This is a genomic window from Mesorhizobium sp. YL-MeA3-2017, assembly GCF_030814575.1.
Classification (GTDB): Bacteria; Pseudomonadota; Alphaproteobacteria; order Rhizobiales; family Rhizobiaceae; genus Mesorhizobium; species Mesorhizobium terrae.
The window spans coordinates 4,657,722-4,676,141 of sequence record NZ_JAUSVH010000001.1 but is presented as its reverse complement, the minus strand read 5'-3'; the positions used below and the strand labels follow the sequence as shown (position 1 = coordinate 4,676,141).

The following is an 18,420-nucleotide window of genomic DNA, read 5'->3' as shown; positions in this document are numbered from 1 at the left end:
GATTAAGCCATTTTAGGGGTGGGTGATGTGTCTGAAATCGGGCAACCCGACCTATCCACAAGAGTGGCGGGATGCATCGCCGCCGGTTGCTTACGCGGCAAGGCCGCGGAATCAGCGGGCATAACCCCTGCGCCGGCGAAAGGTATCAGCGCCAAAGTACGGGCACGCACTATCTTCATATCGCCAACCGCTTGAATTCTTGTCATTCTCCCCGCGATCGACTAGAACATAGCAAGAACAAGGAAACCATCATGCGGCAGACAGGAAAGCTCGACTATATTGAAATGCCGGCCACCGGCGGCAAGCTGGACAACGTCAAGGCCTTCTACAGCGCCGCGTTCTCGTGGTCGTTCACCGACTATGGCCCGACGTATTCGGCCTTCAGCGAAGGACTGGATGGCGGCTTCGACGCCGATGCCACGGCCGCTGCGGCAAAACCGCTGCCGGTGCTCTATTCGCAGAAGCTGGAAGAGACGCTGAATGCCGTCACCAGCGCTGGCGGCACGATCGTCAAGCCGATCTTTTCTTTTCCGGGCGGCCGGCGTTTCCACTTCACCGACCCGGCCGGCAACGAGCTGGCGGTGTGGGGCGAATAACGTGCGTCTGGCCAGGCGCGGCTCCGCCGCTCAACATGCCGACGATACCCAGCGCACGATCCCTTATCCGAAATCGGAACCGATTTTGGAGCATGCGCCAAGTCGAAGCGAAGGAGCTTTTCCTACGCGTCCGAAAGGACGCGCGGTCGCTTAATGTCGATTGTACTTTTGCGCGGCTCTGCCTATAAGGCCGCTCACATCCGATTCAAGCAATCGGATCTTGGGGCGTCGCCAAGCGGTAAGGCATCGGTTTTTGGTACCGACATTCCCAGGTTCGAATCCTGGCGCCCCAGCCAAACTCTCAAGAATGCCTGATTTTCCCGACCTTGGCGGCCCACGAGCTTGCCACGCGCAGCTAATCGCAGCGATCTGGCAAGGTCCGCGCACCTCACCGTCAGCCGTGCCAGACTGTCACTCAACCCACCGCGCCGCGTCTTCGCTTCGCGGCGCCTAGCGCCTCCGGGCTCAAGCCCTTCCCAGCGGTAGCGACAGCGGCGCCATGGCGGAGATGTCGCGGCCTTTGCTGTCTAGTCCGCCGGCTTTGGCGCAGGCAAAATCCTGCAGTTGCTGCAGTTCGTGGATCGCGCCGTCATAGTCGATGAAGGACGGCTTGCCGTTCTCGACCACGCAACGTCCATCGACGAAGACACGCTCGACCGCCCGCTCAGCGGCGCAATGCAGCAGGCTGCGCAGCGGGTCGTAGACCGGGCGCATGGTCGGCGTGTCGAGGTCTATGACAACGAGGTCGGCTTTCGCGCCGACGGCGAGGCGCCCGATGTCGGAGCGCCCGAGCGCGCGCGCGCCAGCGAGCGTCGCGGCATCGAAGACATCGCCGGTCGTGATGTCGAAGACGGACTTGCCCCCCAGCCGCGAACAGATCAGCGCCTGCCGCATTTCCTCCAGCATGTTGAAGGGATAGCTGTCGGTGCCGATGCCGACATTGACGCCGGCGCGGCGATAGGCGCCGAGCGTCTCCAGCGCCATGCCGCTGCGGGCGAAGGTGACCGGGCAATGGGCGACTGAGGTGCCGCGTTCGGCCAGCGTGACGAGATCGTTTTGCGTCCGTTGCCGGGTCCAGGAATGGTGGTCGGCAAAGATGCAATGACCGAGGATGACATCCGAGCCGAGCACGCCGAGGCGGTCGAGATACTGCACAGCGGTCAGTCCGGTGCGGCGTAACAGTTCCTCATGCTCGGCCATGGTCTGGGCGGCATGGACGGTGATCTTCATGCCGCGCTTGCGCGCTTCCTCTGCCGCGTCGACCAGAAGGTCGGTCCGGCAGGTCTCGACCTGCGAGGGCGACACGACGCCGTCAAGCCGGCTGCTCGGATGCGCGCGAGCCCGTTCGGCAAAGTCCAGCGCACGCACGAAGGCGTCGCGGCCGGCCTGGTCGCTCCATTCATAGTCGAGCTTGTGGCTGTCGCGCACAACCCAGCCGGCCTGGCGGAAACCCGGTGCTAGATAAGCCCGCGCACCACTTCTGGCCGCGATGTCGAGCCAGATGTCGTGAGCGCCGGCAATGTCGAGGATGGTGGTGGCGCCCGATCGCATGAGGTCGCCCAGCATGACGGTCAGGCAGGCTGCGCGGGCGTCATCGCCGCCATCGAGGACGCTTGAGAATTCGTACATGGCCTGACCCCAGAGGGCGGCGGTGCCGGCATCCTCGAAAATACTCTTGGCCAGCGGCTCGTCATGCGAATGGCAATGGATGTTAACCAGCCCCGGCATGACCATGCGTGATTTGCCGGACAGTTCGGTGCTGGCCGGCCCTTCGTACCGTCCGCCAACGCAGAGCAGCCCGGCCTCATTGAAGGCAACGTCGCCGCCGCACAGATAGACGTGCCCGTCGCTTGCCGGGTCGTAGCCGACGATGGTCTCCGCATCGCGAATAACGGTAACGCTGTCAGTCATGACCCATCCTGAAATGTTTCTCGAGAAAGCGGCTGTAGCTGCCCATCAGGGCGCTGAAGAGGAAATACACGACGGCGGCGAACAGATAGCCTTCCAGCACGGCGATGCCTTGCCAGTTAGGGTCGCGCAGCGCGGTGCGCACGGTGTTGAGGAAATCGAGCAGGCCGACAATGGTGACCAGCGTCGTGTCCTGGAAGAAGCCGATGAACAGCGAGACCAGCGGCGGGATCACCGTCTTCAATGCCTGGGGGATGACCACCAAGAACGTATATTGCCAATAGTGCAGGCCGAGCGCCTGCGCCGCCTCGGTCTGGCCCTTGGGCAGCGCCTGCAGGCCGGCGCGCACGACCTCTGCGATATAGGCGGCGGCGAACAGGATGATCGCCACTTGCGCCCGCAGCAGCTTGTCGATGGTGACACCCTGCGGCATGAACAGCGGCAGCATCACCGATGCCATGAACAGCACGCTGACCAGCGGCACGCCGCGCACCAGCTCGATGAAGAAAATCGACAGCACACGGATCGCCGGCAGGTTGGAACTGCGGCCCAGCGCCAGCATGACGCCGAGCGGCAGGGCGCAGACCAGGCCGACAAAAGACAGCATGAAGGAGAGCGGCAGACCGCCCCATTGCGAGGTCGGCACCGCAGCCAGCCCGAGCGCGCCGCCAGCCACGAGCAGATAGAGCACTGGCATCAGTACCAACCAGGCGAGAAGCAGCCTGCGGCCCCAGAAGCGCGGCGCGCCCGAAACGGCCAGCGCGCCGAGGAAGATCAACACCGCGACCAGCGGACGCCATTGCTCCTCCATCGGGTAGACACCGAACAGCATGTAACGCAGTTTCGCCGCGAGATAGGGCCAGCAGGCGCCGCTGCCCGCCTTGCAATCGGCAGGCGAGCCGATGAAGACGGCGTTGATGAGCAGCCAGGTCAGCGCCACCTTCAAGGCGAGGCCGATCAGGATCGCGCAGACGACGGTGATCGCCGTATTGCCCGGCGTGCCGAAATAGACCTTCAGCCAGCGCCCGCCGGGGGCCGCCGGCGCCAGCATGGGCTGCGTTGCAAGCGGATCGCTCATGCTCAACGCTCCTTCAACGCAACACGCGCATTGTACCAGTTCATGATGAGCGAGATGGCGATCGACAGCACCAGATAGACCAGCATGAACAGCGCGATCGGCTCGATCGCCTGGCCGGTCTGGTTCATGATGGTGTTCGACACCATCACCAGGTCCGGGTAGCCGATGGCGATCGCCAGCGAGCTGTTCTTGAAGGTGGTGAGGTAGATGTTGGTGAGCGGTGGCACGATCACCCGGAACGCCTGCGGCAGGACGACGAGGCGCATGATACGCCCCTGCGAGAGGCCGAGCGCCGCCGCCGCCTCGCTCTGGCCGCGCCCGATCGACAGGATGCCGCTGCGCACGATTTCGGCGATGCTGGCCGAGGCGCCGAGCGTCAGCCCGATCAGCAGCGCAACGAATTCCGGCTTGAGATGCGAACCGCCGGTCAGGCGGAAGCGGCCAAGCACCGGCGGATCGAAGGTCCAGTCGGCATTGCCGAAGGCGAGAACGCCGGCGAGCGGAATGACGAGAAAAAGCAGCGCCAGCGGCCAGCCCGGCAGCGCCTCGCCGGTGGCGATGCGGGTGCGCCGCACATAAAATTGCCAGGTGATGGCGGCTGCGAAGCCAACGCCCAGCGCCGCCGCGACTTCCCAGAAGCCGGACTTCCAGACCATGGCCGGAACGACGAGACCGCTGTTGGAGATGAAGACGCCCGGCAAAAGCATGACCGCCTGCTTGACCGGCGGCAGCGTGAAGATGATGACCGCATACCAGAGGAAGAGGTAGAGCAGCAGCGGCACGTTGCGCAGCGCTTCGACATAGGCAAGCATCAGCCGCGCCAAAAGCGGGTTCTTCGAAAGCCGAGCCACGCCGACGGCGACGCCGATGATGGTTGCCAATATGGTCGCCAAGAGAGCGACCTTGACCGTGTTGAGGATGCCGACCAGCAGCGCGCGGCCATAGGTATCGGTCGGCTCATAGGCGATCGGCGTATCGCTGATGATGAAACCGGCCTCGCGGCCGAGATAGCCGAAACCGGTCGCGATATCCTGCTTGGACAGGTTGGTGAGCGCGTTGTCGAACAAATACCAGGCGACCGCCAGTACGGCGCCTACACACAGAAGCTGGTAGCTCCATTCGCGAACGCGCTGGTCACGCAGCAATCCTGTCAGCACGGTCGTCACTGAAGCTCCTCCGTCGGGAAACCGCGCGCCGCCACCGCGGCGCGCGCCACCCCCTTTAGCGATAAGGCGGAGAGTAAAGGAGCCCGCCGTGGTTCCACAAAGCGTTGGGTCCGCGGCTGAGACCCAGCGCGGTCTTCTCGCCCAGATTGCGGTCGAAGACCTCGGCATAGTTGCCGACATTCTTGACGATGTTGTAGGCCCATTTCTTGTCGAGGCCGAGCATCGGGCCGAGGTCGTCGGTGACGCCCAGCATGCGCTGGATTTCCGGATCCTGGCTCTTGGCCATCTCATCGACATTGGCCTGGGTGATGCCCTTTTCCTCAGCGGCTGTCAGGGTCCAGAGCGACCACGAGACAATGTCGCGCCAGTTGGAATCGTTCTGCCGCACCGCGGGCGCCAGGGGTTCCTTGGAGATGGTCTCCGGCAGGATGACATAGTCGTTCGGGTTCTTGGAGCCGGCGCGGATCGAGGCAAGGTCGGAACGGTCCGACGACACGGCATCGCAACGGCCGGAGAAGAAGGCATTGTTGTTCTCGTCCGGGCTCTCGAAGACGACCAGCTCGAACTTGCCGTTGTTGGCACGGAAGAAGTCGGCCAGGTTCTGTGCCGTGGTCGTGCCCGGCAAGGTGCAGATCGCGGCATCCTTGAGGTCTTTGGCGCTGGTCACGCCGAGGCTCTTCGACACCATCAGGCCCTGCCCGTCGTAGAAGGCGACCGGCCCGAAATCGATGCCGAGCGAGGCTTCGCGCGAAAAGGTCATCGTGGTCTGGCGCGACAGGATGTCGATCTCGCCGGACTGCAGCGCCTGGAAGCGGGTGTTGATGTTGGTCAGCACGAAATCGACCTTGTTCGGATCGCCGAACACCGCCGAAGCGACCGCGCGGCAGACGTCGACGTCGAAGCCGGCGAACTTGCCCTGCGCATCGGCCAGCGCGAAGCCGGTCGTGCCCATCGAAACACCGCAGATCAGCTTGCCGCGCGCCTTCACGGTTTCCAGCGTGCTGGCCGCCTGAGCGCTGACGGCCGACAGGCCGACTAGAATACCAGCGGCCGCAGCGATCCTGCGGGCTGCCTTGAACGTCACCATGCCATTCCTCCCTTAAAAACGATGCGGCCGGGTCTCTGCCTACGGTTTCGCATCCTGACACACGGCAATTCAACCAAACTGCATACAATCTTGCAATAGAATTTATACAATAATTGTGCGCAATTTAGACCCCACCCTAAAACACCACCCTAAGGGCGTTCAGCCCTCACATTGGCGCCATTTACGGCCCTAAAGCGCGAAACAGGCAACGTTGCCGCCATTTTCACCGCCGATCAGTTCGGGCTGCTCCCGTCGACACTGATCGAAGGCCAATGAACAGCGCGGATTGAAGGCGCAGCCGCGCGGCGGGTCGATCGGGCTCGGCACCTCGCCGGCAAGCGGGTGACGGTCGCGGTTCGGCGCTTCCAGGTCGGGAATCGTATCCAAAAGCAGCTTTGTATAGGGATGCCGCGGATTGGCGAACAAGGTGTCGGCGTCGGCCTCCTCGACGATGCGGCCGAGATACATCACTGCCACCCGGTCCGACATATGGCGCACGACCGAAAGATTGTGGCTGATGAACACGTAAGTGAGCCCGAGTTCCTTCTGCAGGTCGCGCATCAGGTTGAGCACCTGTGCCTGCACCGAAACGTCGAGGGCGGAGGTCGGCTCGTCGCAGACCAGGAATTCCGCCTCGGTGGCCAGCGCCCTGGCAATAGAGATGCGCTGGCGCTGCCCGCCCGAAAAGGCGTGCGGATAGCGGTCGGCGTCGCCGGGCGACAGGCCGACGAGTTGGAGCAGCTCAGCGACACGGGCGTCTACCTCGGCAAGCGTCGCGCGCAGCCGCAAGGTGCGGATCGGCTCGGCGATGATGTCGCCGACACGCCAGCGCGGGTTCAGGCTGGAATATGGGTCCTGGAAGATCATCTGGACACGCAGCGGACCGCTGGCGCCCGCACCGAACCGGACGCTGCCGCGCATCGGCTTGTGCATGCCGACGAGAAGCCGCGCGATGGTTGATTTCCCGCAGCCGGACTCGCCGACGATGCTCAGCGTCTTGCCGCGCGGCACCGAGAATGAGACGCCGTCCACCGCCTTCAGCACCTTGCGTTGCTTGCCTTCGATGACCCGGTTCAGAAATGGCGGCGACACGTCGAACCAGCAGGCGACATCGTCGACCTCGAGCAGTGGAGCCTCATGCGGCATGGGCGACACCTCCCTCGTGCAGCCAGCATGCCGCGGATGTGTGACCGCCGACGACCGGCGCGAGCTCGGGCCGCTCGGCAAGGCACCGCGGCCCGGACTGCGGGCAGCGCGGGTGAAAGGCGCAGCCCGTCGGCATGGCGTGCAGGCGCGGCATGGCGCCATCGATTTGGTTGAGGCGCGCGACCCGTTCGCGCAGGCCGGGGATCGAGTTCATCAGGCCGCGCGTATAGGGATGGGACGGGCGGCGCACCACATCCTCCACCGGGCCGATCTCAGCGATGCGTCCGGCATACATGACCGCCACCCGGTCGGCGGTTTCAGCGATCACGCCCATGTCGTGCGTGACCAGAAGCACGGCGGTGCCATGGTCGCGGCACAGGCGCTTCAACAGCGCGGTGATCTGCGCCTGGATAGACACGTCGAGTGCCGTGGTCGGCTCGTCGGCGACGATCAGGCGCGGGTTCGCGGCAAGTGCCAAGGCGATGACGATGCGCTGGCGCATGCCGCCCGAGAATTGGTGCGGATGATTGTCGATACGCTCCTCGGCGGCCGGAATGCCGACTTCCTTCATCAGGTCGAGCGCCCGTGCCCGCGCCTGCCTGGCCGACAGGCCGAGATGATAGCGGATGGTCTCTGCCAGTTGCTGGCCCACCGTGAACAGCGGGTGCAGGCTGGTCAGCGGGTCCTGGAAGATGGCGCCGATCTTGGCGCCGCGCAGCCGCTGCCGCTCCTTCGGCGGCAGGTTGTCGATGCGGCGACCCTCAAGATGGATTTCGCCGCCGGCCTGATAGCCGGGCGGGTCGAGCAGGCCGATGATGGCCATACCGGTCAGCGACTTGCCCGCGCCGGATTCGCCGACCATGCCGAGGATCTCACCCGCCGCGATGTCGAAGGAAATGCCGCTGGTCGCGACCAGGTTTCCCCGCCGCGTCGGAAATTCGACGCGCAGGTCCTGAACCCTGAGGATCGGCGCTGTCGATGATGCGTTGCGCTCGGTCATGAGGCTGGCCTCGTCACCGGATAGCTGGAGGAGAAGATGTCTCCGACGGGCGGATGTTTCCACGTGCGCTCGGGATAGAGGCCGATCAGCCGGTCGAACTGCGCCTGCGCGCGCCGCTGCGCCTCGGCCGGGTCGAAGCCCGGAATGACGCCGTCCGACATGACGAAACGGCCGTCGATGATGACGGTCGAGACGTCGCGCCCGGCGCCGTTCAACATCATGGTCTGGATCGGATCGATCACCTGGCCGATGCGGTCGTGGCCAAGATCGAAGACGACGATATCGGCCTTGGCGCCCGGCATCAGCCGGCCGAGGTCGGGCCGGCGCAGCGCATCGGCGCCACCGACAGTCGCCGCATCGTAATAGTCTTCCGAACGGACGGTCATCGTCGAGGCGTCGACGACGCGGCACAACATCATGCCCACCTGCATGTTGAGCACCATATCCGGCGGCCAGGTGTCGGTGCCCATGCCGATCCTGAGGCCCATGGCGCGGTAGCGCGCGAAGGATTCGATCGTGCTGCCGTGGCGGGCCGAGACCAGCGGGCAATGGACGACGGTGGCGCCGCCGTCGCGAATGATCTCAAGGTCGTTGCCGGACCTTTCGATGCGGCTCGAGCCCGTGACATAGGTGCCGTGCGGCAGTAGGGCGCGCTCCGACAGAAAGCCGATGCTGGCCAACCATTCGGGCGGCGACATGCCATGCAGCCGCTCGACCGTGTCATATTCCAGCTTCGACTGGCAGCAATGCAGGCGGATCGGCACGTCGAGATCGGCCGCTGCCGCCGCCGATCGCCGCAACAGCTCGGCGGTTGCCGTCTCGATGCGGTCGGGCGCCAGCATGGTGCGCACCAGCCCGTCGGCCATGCCCTCGAAGCGACGGCAAAAGGCGATCGCCTCGTCGAGATTGGCGAGGCCCCGCGCTTCGTCGAAATGGAAATCGATCTTGCCGTCGTCATGGATGAAAGTGTTGCCGGCGCGATAGGCCGGGCCGAGATAGACGCGCAGGCCAAGCGCCTCGGCGCTGTCGGCGGCCGAAGCGAATTCCTCAGTCGTCTCACCCCATTCGCGATAGAACAGCGAGGCGATAGGCAGCGCGGTGGTGATTCCGTTGCGGATCAACTGGGCGAAGGCATAGTGCTTCTGGAAAGCCAGTTCCTGCGGCGTGTACATCTCGTAGGGGCCGCGATCCATATAGGTCTTCGGCCATATCCTGCCCTTCTCCCAAGACGGCTGGTTGTCGAAGCCCAGTATGGTGGTGTCGAGGTCGGCCAGCGCATCGAGATCGATGAAACCCGGACCGATCAGCGCCTGGCCGAAGTCGACGCGTCGCGCCACCTCGCCCTGGTAATCGTGACCGACAAACACGATGCGGTCGCGGTGGAAGACGACCTCGCCATGTTCGAGCAGGTGATGGCGGCTGCCGGCATGGCCGACAACCCAGCGTGCGGTGACCAGCGTCGGCCCGGCTACCTGGCCGGTCGGAACCGGCGAATGCGGCGACGCGCCATTCATCGAGGAAGCGCCGTTCGCGATCATGGCATCGCCACCAAAGCGCGGCCGTCGCGGGCGGTGACGCGACCCTTCTTGACGACGAGCTTGCGCGGCGGATGCGCGGCAACCGCCTCGGCCACGGTTTCCGCATCGACGAGCACGAAATCGGCAGAACAGCCCGGCTTCAGCCCATAATCCTGCAGTGCCATCACGCTCGCCCCGCCATGGGTGCAAACGTCGAGTGCCAGTTGCAGTTCGTCGTCGCGGCGGAAATTGTTGCGCTGGCCGACAAACGTGGCGCGCTCCAGCATGTCGCCGTTGCCATAAGGACCCCAGGTGTCGCGAATACCATCATTGCCGGAACAGACGACAACGCCGGCCTCCAGCAGCCGCTTGACCGGCGGTGCCGGGCGCGAGGACGGTCCGGTCGTCATGATGTGGATGCCGGCCTCCCGCAGGCCGTCGATCAGCGCGCCGACCGCGAGATGGTCTTGCATGCCGAGGCAGAAGGCGTGGCTGAGCGTCACCTTGCCCTGCATGCCGAGCGCCTTGGTGCGCTCCACCGTCAATTCCAAGGCGAAGGCACCCAGTTCGCCGGCCTCGTGCAGATGAATGTCGATAGGGCGGGCGAAACGCTCGGCCAATCCGAACACGATGTCGAGATGCCCCTTCGGATCACGGTCGATGCCCGATGGATCGAGCCCGCCGACGACTTCGGCGCCCATCCTGAGCGCTTCCTCCATCAATTCGACGGTGCCAGGACGCACCAGCACGCCGCTCTGCGGAAAGGCGACGATCTCGATGTCAACGATGTCGCGATATTTCTCGCGGGTCGCCATGACACCCTCGATACCGGCGAGGCCGATATCAGTGTCGACATCGACATGGCTGCGGATATGGGTGGTGCCATGGCCGACCGACAGCACTGCCTGGCGAGCCGATTGTCTGGCCGGGTCGATGCCCAGTTCCTTCTTCATCGCCCGTTCATTGTCGATCTTGTCGATAAGTCGGGGGCCGACCTCGTTGCGGTACCAGCCCATGCCGTAGAGCGTCTTGTCGAGATGGGTGTGCGCCTCGACGAGGCCGGGCAGCATCAGTGCGTTGCCGCCGTCGACGACATCGAGGCTATTGATGTTCGGTGCGGCGTCGACGGGTGCGAAACGCCCGTCCTTCACCAGAACCATGGTCGAGGGCCCGCCATTCGGCCTGACATTGGAAAGCAGAAAATCTCTGGACATGGGGCCGTCCTTTGCGTTCAGTTCAACTTCGGATTGAGGGCATCGCGCAACCAGTCGCCAAGCAGGTTCACCGCGAGCACGATCAAGCTGAGATAGGCGGCCGGAAACACCACCACCCACCATTGGCCGGAGAACAGGAACTCGTTGCCGACCCTGATCAGCGTGCCGAGCGACGGTTCTGTCGGCGGCATGCCGATGCCGAGGAAAGACAAGGTGGCCTCGACCAGAATGGCCAAGCCGAGATTGAGCGTAGCGGTGACCATCACCGGCGTCAGCGTGTTGGGCAGGATATGGCCGAGCATGATCCTCAACGGCCTCACGCCGATCAACGCCGCCGCCGCGACATATTCCTTCCGCCGCTCGACCAGGGTCGAGGCGCGCACGGTGCGGGCATATTGCACCCAGTTGGTCAGCGATATGGCGCAGATCAGGATGACGATGGTGAAGGTTTCCCGCAACGCCACCGGCAGCAATTCACGGAACACCGCCGTCACCAGGATGGCGACCAGGATGGTCGGCACGCTGAGCAGCGTGTCGCCCACGCGCATCAGCACATTGTCGACCCAGCCGCCGAAATAGCCGGCGGTCAGGCCGACCAGAACGCCGATGGCGAGCGACAGCACAACCGTCGAGAAGCCGATGATGAGTGAGGCGCGCGAGCCATAGAGGATGGCCGAGTAGACATCGCGGCCCTGACTGTCGGTGCCTAGCGGGAACGCCCATTGGCCGCCATCGATCCAGGCCGGCGGCAACTCGGCATTCATCAGGTCGAGCTGCGACAGATCGTATGGGTTCTGCAGCGCGAGCAGCGGTGCCAAAACGGCGGCGGCGATGATGAGCACAAGCAACACGCCGGCGATCAGCGCCAGTGGGCTGCGCTTCAAATTCCACCACAGGTCGCTTGCCGCGATCCTTGCGAGCAAGCCTGCAGGTTCCCTTGACGTCGTCGTGTCAGCCATGACCGCCTCCCACTCCGCCCTGCGCCCGCAATCTGGGATCGATAATACCGTAGAGCAGATCGACGGCGGTGTTCAGCGACACGAAGATGAAGGAAACGATGACCAGATAAGCGGCCATCACAGGGATATCGACGAAGGTCACCGCCTGGATGAACAGCAGGCCCATGCCCGGCCACTGGAAGACCGTCTCGGTGATCAGCGCGAAGGCGATCAGATTGCCGATCTGCATGCCGGTGATAGTAATTACCGGCATCAGGCAGTTGCGCAGCGCGTGGCGGAAATTGATGACCCGTGCCGGCAGGCCGCGCGCCCGCGCGAATTTGATGAAGTCCGAGCGCAGCGTTTCTAGCATCTCGGCGCGCACCAGCCGCATGACCAGCGTGATCTGGAACAGCGCCAGCGTGATCGAGGGCAGGATCAGCGCCATGCGGCCGGAATGGGTGAGGAAACCGGTGGACCAGAAGCCGATCTTGACCACGTCGCCGCGGCCAAACCCCGGCAGCCAGCCGAGTTGGACCGAAAAGACCAGGATGAGCAGAATGCCGAGAGCGAAACTCGGCAGCGAAATGCCGACGATCGACAGGAATTGCAGCGCCTGCGCAATCAGCGAATCCCGACGCACGGCGGTCAGCACACCGAGCGGTACGCCGACGACCAGCGAAAGCAGCGTCGCCACCAGCACCAGCTCAAGCGTCGCCGGGAACCGTTCGGCGATCAGCGAGAACACGTCCTGCTGGTTGCGATAGGAGATGCCGAAATCACCCTGGGCGGCATTGGTGACAAACCGCACGAATTGCATGCCGGTGGAGAGGTTCAGCCCAAGCCGTTCGCGCAACACATCGCGCTGCTCCTGGGTCGCCTGCTCGTTCAGCATCATTTCAACCGGGTCGCCGACAAAGCGGAAGATCATGAAGGCCATCAGCGCGACGGCGAGCATGACGGCTACGGCATTGACCGATCGTCGAAGAATGAAGGCCAGCATCGATCAGAACCTTTTTGTTGGATCGAAATGGCAAGGAACAAAGGGCCGCGCCCGCCGGGCGGACACGGCCCCGCGCCTCACTTCATCTGTGTGAACCAGTGCCTGGCTTTGTTGTCGGGCAGCTGGATCACACTCGACACCCCTTCCCCGATCGCCCAGGCCATCGGCTGCTGGTGCAGGGGCAGGAACAGCGTCTCGTCCTTGGCGATCTTCATCGCCTCGGTCAGCATCGGCACGCGCTTGGCGCTGTCCAGCTCGCCGGCGGACTTGTCGACCAATGCATCGATGCGCTGGTCGCCCCAGTTCGCCCAGTTGAACAGGCCGGCGCTGCCGGATTTCGAGTGCACCACCTGGATCAGCAGCGAATAGGCGTCGAGCGCCGGTTCGTTGGCCCAGCCCAGCGTGGTGATGTCGAAGTCGCCCTTGACGCGGCGCGGATTGATGATGCTGCGCGGGCCGCTGGTGATGTTGGCCTTGATGCCGATGCGCGCCCACATCGAAGCCGCGGATTGGCAGATCTGCTCTTCATTGACGTAGGAATCGGTGGAGCACAGCAGCGACAGCGAAAACCCGTTGGGGTAACCGGCTTCGGCAAGCAGTTTCTTGGCGCCCTCGACATCGACCGGCGGCCGCTTGTCCAGCTCCTCGTTGTAGCCGGGGATCGCCGGCGCGACCAGCGCGCCGGTGGTGCGCGAAAGGCCGCGCATCACCTTCTTCTGCATCAGGCCCATGTCGAGGCTCTGATAGAGCGCGTTGCGAACCTTGGGGTCCTTCAGCGGGTTCTTGTCGGTGATGTCGGAGCCGACCAGCTTGTCGCCGAGGTTCATCGCGAAGAAGACGGTGCGCAATTCGTTCGACAAAAGCACCTTGATGGCGCCGGAAGCCTTGAGCCTCTCGATGTCCTGGAGCGGCGCGCTTTCCGTGTAGTTGATGTCGCCCGACAGAAGTGCCGCGACACGCGTCGGCGCCGAGGCGATCGGCGTGAACTCGATACGGGTGACGTTGTGCTTGGGTTTGTCCCACCATTTCGGATTGACGACCAGCACGGTCGTGGCGTCGGTCTGGCGCGATTCCAACATGAACGGTCCGGTGCCGTTGGCGTGATGGGTGGCGTAGCCCTCGACGCCCTTGGCCACGTCGGTCGGCCGTTCGCTGTTGTTTGAGACCAGCCATTTCTTGCTGAAGATGAAGATGTTGGTCAGGTCATTGGCGAGCAGCGGATAGGACGATTTCAGGACGATCTCGACGGTGTAGTCGTCGATCTTGCGCGCATCCTTATAGGCCGGAAGATTGCCCTTGAGCGGCGAAGCCTCGTCGCTCACCCGCTTCAGCGAGGCGACGACATCGTCGGCGGTAAAGTCGTCGCCATTGTGGAACTTGACGCCATGACGCAGCTTGAAGCGCCACACCGTCGGCTCGACAACCTCCCACGATTCCGCAAGCGAGGGTGCCAGCTTGAGGTTCTCGTCGTAGCGGGTGAGGCCCTCATAGATGTGATTGAGGAAAGCCAGCGTGAACGTGCTGCCGAACGAATAGGGATCGAGCGAATCGATATCGCGGGCGGCGCCCCACTTCAGGGTGGCGGCGTCCGCGGCGGTGACCACCACCAACAAGGCGGATGCGGCCGCCAGCAGCATTTTCAAACGCTTCATTGCTTGCTCCTCACTGTTCCCATCGCCGGCTTCACCGGCTCGTTGCCGGCATCCGTGCCGGATGACCCAACTCGTATTTTTCGTCGTTCTTATGTATACGAGTATTTATAATTTTGTATACATTATGAAGTGCGCGCACATGACGTGCAAGCCCTTTTCGCGGCGAGCGGCCAATTTTCTCCGAAGGATGGGCGGTAGGTGGAAGCGCTAGAGCCTCGTTTGGCCGATCGTGCGCTGCGCGCCGGCGACCAGGCCGCACAGCAGAGCCAGGAAGGCGATAGCCGAAAACAGCACCACCTGCCCCTCGGCGGCGCTCGACCATTGCCGCACCAGCCCGGCCAGCAGCGGGCCGCCGGCGGCAAGCGTGTAGCCGACGCTTTGCGACATGGAGGAAAGCCGCGCGGCGATGTTGGCGTTGGCCGAACGCAGCCCGATAAAGACCAGCGCGAGGCCAAAATTGGCGCCCTGCCCGAGGCCCAGAACAACCGCCCAGAACAGGGAACCCGGCAACCAACCCATAGTCAGTCCGGCAAAGCCGATGGCCGAAAAGCCGAGTGCGGCGACGACCAGCAGCTTCTGGCTGCGCAGGCGAGCGGCGAAGATCGGCACCACCAGCGCGGTCAAGGTCTGCGAGAAGACGGAAGCCGAGGTGACATAGCCCGAACCAAGCGGATCCAGTCCGCCGCTCTGCAGGATCGCTGGAAGCCAGCCGAGCACGATGAAGGCGAGTGCTGCCTGCAAGGTCATGAAACCGGTAACGCCCCAGGCAATGCCGTCGCGCCACAGATTGACGGTGGCGCCGTCGGTGCCGGCCTTGGCAGTCGCGCCGGTGCCCGCGGCGAAGGGCAGCCAGGCCAGCATCGCCAGGCCGGCGGGCACCGCCCACAGGCCGATCGTTGCATTCCAGCCGGTTCCAAGGGCATGGGCAAGCGGCAATGTGAAGGCCGCGCCCAGCGCGCCGCCTCCGCACATCGTCATGGTGTAGAGGCCGGTGGCAAGACCAAGCCGTCCGGCATAGTCGCGCTTGATGATCGCCGGTACCAGCACACCGGCAATGCCGATGCCGACACCGACAAGGACAGTGCCGGCAAACAGCGCCTGCACCAACGGTTCGATACGCAAGAGAAGACCAGCGGTAATGATAACCAGCGAGACCGCAAGGCCTTTCTCCAGCCCGACGCGCCGCGCCATGGCAAGGCCGGCGCCGCCTGCCAGGCCGAAACACAGCGACGGCATCATCGTCAAAACGCCGATGGAGGCGCCTGACAGACCGAATGCCTGCTGCACCGGCGCCAGCAGCACCGCAAGACTGGACAGAGCCGGGCGCAGATTGAGCGCGACCGCCAACAGCACGATGCCAGCGACCATGCTGCGCGCCGCTGGAGACAAAAAGCGCGCAGAGGCTCGGGCAACGCCAGCCTCATCGAGAGCAAGCGCGGAGGACGTGTTTTCAGGGTTTGGCATATTCGTCCAGAATGGCGCGGATATCGTGTTGGGTGACGGGCGCACTCAACAAAGCGCGCTCCGTCACCGCCTCGAGGTGATGGTCCATGGTCTCCAGCGCTTTTTCGCTGTCGCCCTTCTGCAGGGCCGCCACGATTTCCAGATGTTCGTTGACGGCGCAGTCGGAGGAATGCGGCCGGCCGTAAAGCGCCAGGATGAGCGAACAGCGCGAGACCAATTCGTTGATGTAGCGGGCGGTGACGGCGTTGCCGGCCATTTCGGCGAGCAGAATGTGGAATTCTCCGGCCAGCCGGATCGACTCGGCGGTATTGGAGGCCTTCACCGCCTCCTCGCGCGCCACATGAGCCTTGAGCTGCTCAACGTCTGTCTTGGTGATCTTGGAGACCAGCCTGCGCACCACGTCCCGCTCCAGGCTGCGGCGCACTTCGAAGATATCGTAGGCCTCTTCCAGCGTCGGCTGGGCGACGGCCGCGCCCCGGTTCGGAATGAGGTCGACAAGACCCTCGCTGTTCAGGCGGCCGAGCACGCTTCGCACGATGGTACGGCTGACGCCGAAGCGTTCGCCGATGACGTCTTCGGGCAGTTTGTCACCCGGTTTCAACGCACGCTCGATGATGGCGCGTCGCAGGCCATGATACATGGCTTCGCTGCGTGGGAGATTGGGGCGCTTCACGCGTTTGACCGAAACGTCGTCATTCATCTCTGCAACCGTCCTCCATCCGAGACGGCTCTTATACCGCACAGAAATGCATCCGTGAATTCGTTGTTTTGTATGCTATCATATCAAAAAATTGTATACTATTATTTTTCCAGGCAGCGGCAGTCGACCGCTGTCGGGCAAGCAGGAAATGTGCGGGAGCAAGGTTATGGCAAACAAGGGAGGGGTTCGTCGGCTGCTGCTCGTCAACGGCAATACCAATGCCGCGCTGACCGACAGGCTGGTCGAGCGGGCCAGGGTCGCCCTGCCTCCCGAACGCGACATCATAGGGGCAACGGCCATCTATGGGCCGGGCTATATCAGCGCGCGTGCCGATGCCGTCGTCGCCGCCCGCGCCATCGTCGACACGATCGCACTTGAGGTGAAGGAATACGGCGCCGAAAACATCAGCGTCTGCCTTCTCGCCTGTTTCGGCGAACCCGGCATCGGCGCGGCGCGCGAGATCTACCCGTTTCCGGTGGTCGGCATGGCGGAGGCATCGATCCTGTCGGCGATGCAGCTCGGCGAACGCTTCGCCATCGTCACCGTCGGCGAACGCTGGCCGTCGATGCTGCGCGAACTGATGCGCCAGCAGCGGCTGGACGACCGCTGTTGTGCCACGCTGGCGATCAACGGCCATGCACTGGAGGTGGCGGCAAGCGCGGAAGGTGCGCGCCGCAAAGTGGCTGAACTGATCTCGGAGGCCCGCGAACAGCATGGCGCCGATGTGATCATCGTCGGCGGCGCGGCGCTGGCGGGCGTCGCCAACGATTTGCAGCCCGAATTCGACGTTCCGCTGATCTGTTCCTTCAGCGCTGGGCTGGCGCAGGCCGAGGCGCTGGCCTCGCTACGCGAACCCGTTCGCCATTGAGGCATTCCCCGACGACGCCATCGAGAAGCGCTTGGCTTCGGAGTTATCCTTCCAGACCCAGAACTATCTGACCCACTCGCCGCGATACCAGTCGACGAATTTGCGCAGGCCGTCCTCGATCGAGGTGTTCGGCTTGAAGCCGATGGCGCGGTCGAGCTCGGTGACATCGGCATAGGTGCACTCGACATCGCCCGGCTGCATCGGCTCGTACTGGCGCTTCGCCTCGATACCGATCAACCGCTCCAGCATGTCGATGAAATCGCCGAGCCGCACCGGGCTGTTGTTGCCAATGTTGAACAGCCGGCTGGGCGGCACCGCGCCCGACGGCGGCGTGTCCAGAACCTTCACCACCGCTTCGACGACGTCGTCGACATAGGTGAAGTCGCGCCACATTTCGCCCTGGTTGAAGACGCGGATCGGTCTGCCCTCCAGGATCGCCTTGGTGAACAGCCAATACGCCATGTCCGGACGGCCCCACGGCCCGTAGACGGTAAAGAAGCGCAAGCCTGTCTGCGGGATGGCGAAGAGATGGGCGTAGGTGTGGCTCATCAGCTCGTCCGCCTTCTTGGTGGCGGCATAGAGCGAGACCGGCGTGTCGACCTTGTCGGCCTCGGCGAACGGTACCTTGCGGTTGCCGCCATAGACGGAACTCGACGAAGCGTAGACCAGATGTTCGAAGCCGGGCAGCGCCCGGCAGAATTCCAGCACCTCCAGATGCCCGACCACGTTGGAGCGGATATAGGTGCGCGGATTGTCGAGCGAATAACGTACGCCGGCCTGCGCGGCGAGGTGCACGATGCGCCGGATGCCGAGCCCCGACAGTGCCGCCAACGCGCCCTCGTCGGCGATATCCAGCCGGCGGAACGAGAACCCCTTTCGCTCAAGCAACTGCGCCAGCCGCGCCTGCTTCAGCGCCGGGTCGTAATAATCGTTCAGATTGTCGACGCCGATCACCTCTTCGCCCCGGTCGAGAAGGCGATGGCAGACATGACTGCCGATGAAGCCGGCGGCGCCGGTGACAAGAATGGGCAAGCGTGCTCTCCGAACAATTGCGCCGCGCCGGTCCGGCCGCACCGCCGGCGC

General features: G+C 63.9%; 16 protein-coding genes and 1 tRNA gene. 3 read left to right on the top strand and 14 right to left on the bottom strand.

The window, feature by feature from the left end:
* The first annotated feature begins 251 nt into the window (after window positions 1–251).
* Together QFZ88_RS22040 and QFZ88_RS22035 are read left to right on the top strand one after the other, a co-directional pair.
* Complete coding sequence (locus tag QFZ88_RS22040; RefSeq protein ID WP_024925179.1) at window positions 252–596, top strand: VOC family protein; 345 nt, start codon at window positions 252–254, stop codon at window positions 594–596.
* Window positions 597–817: 221 nt separating this feature from the next.
* Window positions 818–892: transfer RNA gene (locus QFZ88_RS22035), tRNA-Gln, on the top strand.
* Between the two features lie 169 nt (window positions 893–1,061).
* Here QFZ88_RS22035 and QFZ88_RS22030 read toward each other — a convergent pair.
* From QFZ88_RS22030 to QFZ88_RS21970, 13 genes are all read right to left on the bottom strand, one after another.
* Complete coding sequence (locus QFZ88_RS22030; protein WP_024925178.1) at window positions 1,062–2,507, bottom strand: amidohydrolase family protein; 1,446 nt, start codon at window positions 2,505–2,507, stop codon at window positions 1,062–1,064.
* Entirely contained in the window at window positions 2,500–3,582 is a 1,083-nt protein-coding gene (locus tag QFZ88_RS22025) for an amino acid ABC transporter permease (protein ID WP_024925177.1), read from the bottom strand. Before QFZ88_RS22025 ends, QFZ88_RS22030 begins: the two co-directional genes overlap by 8 nt.
* A 2-nt stretch (window positions 3,583–3,584) precedes the next feature.
* Window positions 3,585–4,748: an amino acid ABC transporter permease gene (locus QFZ88_RS22020; protein ID WP_024925176.1), complete on the bottom strand. Its 1,164-nt coding sequence runs from the start codon at window positions 4,746–4,748 to the stop codon at window positions 3,585–3,587.
* Window positions 4,749–4,803: 55 nt separating this feature from the next.
* Window positions 4,804–5,835, bottom strand: a complete 1,032-nt coding sequence (locus tag QFZ88_RS22015; RefSeq protein WP_024925175.1) for an amino acid ABC transporter substrate-binding protein — start codon at window positions 5,833–5,835, stop codon at window positions 4,804–4,806.
* Between the two features lie 189 nt (window positions 5,836–6,024).
* Window positions 6,025–6,981 carry an ABC transporter ATP-binding protein gene (locus QFZ88_RS22010; protein ID WP_024925174.1) on the bottom strand — a complete coding sequence of 319 codons (957 nt, stop codon included), beginning with the start codon at window positions 6,979–6,981 and terminating at the stop codon, window positions 6,025–6,027.
* The gene (locus tag QFZ88_RS22005) at window positions 6,971–7,981 is read right to left on the bottom strand and encodes an ABC transporter ATP-binding protein (protein WP_024925173.1); all 1,011 of its coding nucleotides are present in this window, start codon (window positions 7,979–7,981) and stop codon (window positions 6,971–6,973) included. The genes QFZ88_RS22010 and QFZ88_RS22005 overlap by 11 nt, the downstream gene beginning before the upstream one ends.
* A complete protein-coding gene (locus tag QFZ88_RS22000) occupies window positions 7,978–9,495 on the bottom strand; it encodes an amidohydrolase family protein (RefSeq protein WP_036254914.1) in 1,518 nt (505 codons plus the stop codon). Before QFZ88_RS22000 ends, QFZ88_RS22005 begins: the two co-directional genes overlap by 4 nt.
* Before the next feature lie 20 nt (window positions 9,496–9,515).
* Complete coding sequence (locus QFZ88_RS21995) at window positions 9,516–10,712, bottom strand: amidohydrolase family protein (protein WP_024925171.1); 1,197 nt, start codon at window positions 10,710–10,712, stop codon at window positions 9,516–9,518.
* Window positions 10,713–10,729: 17 nt separating this feature from the next.
* Window positions 10,730–11,671 (bottom strand): ABC transporter permease, encoded by a 942-nt coding sequence (locus QFZ88_RS21990; RefSeq protein WP_024925170.1) that lies wholly within the window; start codon window positions 11,669–11,671, stop codon window positions 10,730–10,732.
* Window positions 11,664–12,653 (bottom strand): ABC transporter permease, encoded by a 990-nt coding sequence (locus QFZ88_RS21985; RefSeq protein ID WP_024925169.1) that lies wholly within the window; start codon window positions 12,651–12,653, stop codon window positions 11,664–11,666. Before QFZ88_RS21985 ends, QFZ88_RS21990 begins: the two co-directional genes overlap by 8 nt.
* A gap of 77 nt (window positions 12,654–12,730) precedes the next feature.
* On the bottom strand, window positions 12,731–14,305 hold the full coding sequence (locus QFZ88_RS21980) for an ABC transporter substrate-binding protein (protein ID WP_036254895.1): 1,575 nt from the start codon (window positions 14,303–14,305) through the stop codon (window positions 12,731–12,733).
* A 207-nt stretch (window positions 14,306–14,512) separates the two neighbouring features.
* The gene (locus tag QFZ88_RS21975) at window positions 14,513–15,673 is read right to left on the bottom strand and encodes an MFS transporter (RefSeq protein WP_024925167.1); all 1,161 of its coding nucleotides are present in this window, start codon (window positions 15,671–15,673) and stop codon (window positions 14,513–14,515) included.
* 82 nt (window positions 15,674–15,755) lie between these two features.
* On the bottom strand, window positions 15,756–16,469 hold the full coding sequence (locus QFZ88_RS21970; RefSeq protein WP_024925166.1) for a GntR family transcriptional regulator: 714 nt from the start codon (window positions 16,467–16,469) through the stop codon (window positions 15,756–15,758).
* Between the two features lie 166 nt (window positions 16,470–16,635).
* On the opposite strand from QFZ88_RS21970, the gene QFZ88_RS21965 reads away from it, so the two are divergent.
* Window positions 16,636–17,337, top strand: a complete 702-nt coding sequence (locus QFZ88_RS21965; RefSeq protein ID WP_024925165.1) for an aspartate/glutamate racemase family protein — start codon at window positions 16,636–16,638, stop codon at window positions 17,335–17,337.
* A 63-nt stretch (window positions 17,338–17,400) separates the two neighbouring features.
* On the opposite strand, the gene QFZ88_RS21960 is transcribed toward QFZ88_RS21965, so the two are convergent.
* The gene (locus QFZ88_RS21960; RefSeq protein ID WP_024925164.1) at window positions 17,401–18,369 is read right to left on the bottom strand and encodes an NAD-dependent epimerase/dehydratase family protein; all 969 of its coding nucleotides are present in this window, start codon (window positions 18,367–18,369) and stop codon (window positions 17,401–17,403) included.
* Window positions 18,370–18,420: the final 51 nt, after the last annotated feature.

What these genes read in the sequence shown, in the direction of transcription:
- QFZ88_RS22040 (WP_024925179.1), top strand. Translation starts at nt 252, where the DNA reads ATGCGGCAGACAGGAAAGCTCGACTATATTGAAATGCCGGCCACCGGC.
- QFZ88_RS22030 (WP_024925178.1), bottom strand. Translation starts at nt 2,507, where the DNA reads ATGACTGACAGCGTTACCGTTATTCGCGATGCGGAGACCATCGTCGGC.
- QFZ88_RS22025 (WP_024925177.1), bottom strand. Translation starts at nt 3,582, where the DNA reads ATGAGCGATCCGCTTGCAACGCAGCCCATGCTGGCGCCGGCGGCCCCC.
- QFZ88_RS22015 (WP_024925175.1), bottom strand. Translation starts at nt 5,835, where the DNA reads ATGGTGACGTTCAAGGCAGCCCGCAGGATCGCTGCGGCCGCTGGTATT.
- QFZ88_RS22010 (WP_024925174.1), bottom strand. Translation starts at nt 6,981, where the DNA reads ATGCCGCATGAGGCTCCACTGCTCGAGGTCGACGATGTCGCCTGCTGG.
- QFZ88_RS22005 (WP_024925173.1), bottom strand. Translation starts at nt 7,981, where the DNA reads ATGACCGAGCGCAACGCATCATCGACAGCGCCGATCCTCAGGGTTCAG.
- QFZ88_RS22000 (WP_036254914.1), bottom strand. Translation starts at nt 9,495, where the DNA reads ATGAATGGCGCGTCGCCGCATTCGCCGGTTCCGACCGGCCAGGTAGCC.
- QFZ88_RS21995 (WP_024925171.1), bottom strand. Translation starts at nt 10,712, where the DNA reads ATGTCCAGAGATTTTCTGCTTTCCAATGTCAGGCCGAATGGCGGGCCC.
- QFZ88_RS21990 (WP_024925170.1), bottom strand. Translation starts at nt 11,671, where the DNA reads ATGGCTGACACGACGACGTCAAGGGAACCTGCAGGCTTGCTCGCAAGG.
- QFZ88_RS21985 (WP_024925169.1), bottom strand. Translation starts at nt 12,653, where the DNA reads ATGCTGGCCTTCATTCTTCGACGATCGGTCAATGCCGTAGCCGTCATG.
- QFZ88_RS21980 (WP_036254895.1), bottom strand. Translation starts at nt 14,305, where the DNA reads ATGAAGCGTTTGAAAATGCTGCTGGCGGCCGCATCCGCCTTGTTGGTG.
- QFZ88_RS21975 (WP_024925167.1), bottom strand. Translation starts at nt 15,673, where the DNA reads ATGGTCGCTGGCATCGTGCTGTTGGCGGTCGCGCTCAATCTGCGCCCG.
- QFZ88_RS21970 (WP_024925166.1), bottom strand. Translation starts at nt 16,469, where the DNA reads ATGAATGACGACGTTTCGGTCAAACGCGTGAAGCGCCCCAATCTCCCA.
- QFZ88_RS21965 (WP_024925165.1), top strand. Translation starts at nt 16,636, where the DNA reads ATGGCAAACAAGGGAGGGGTTCGTCGGCTGCTGCTCGTCAACGGCAAT.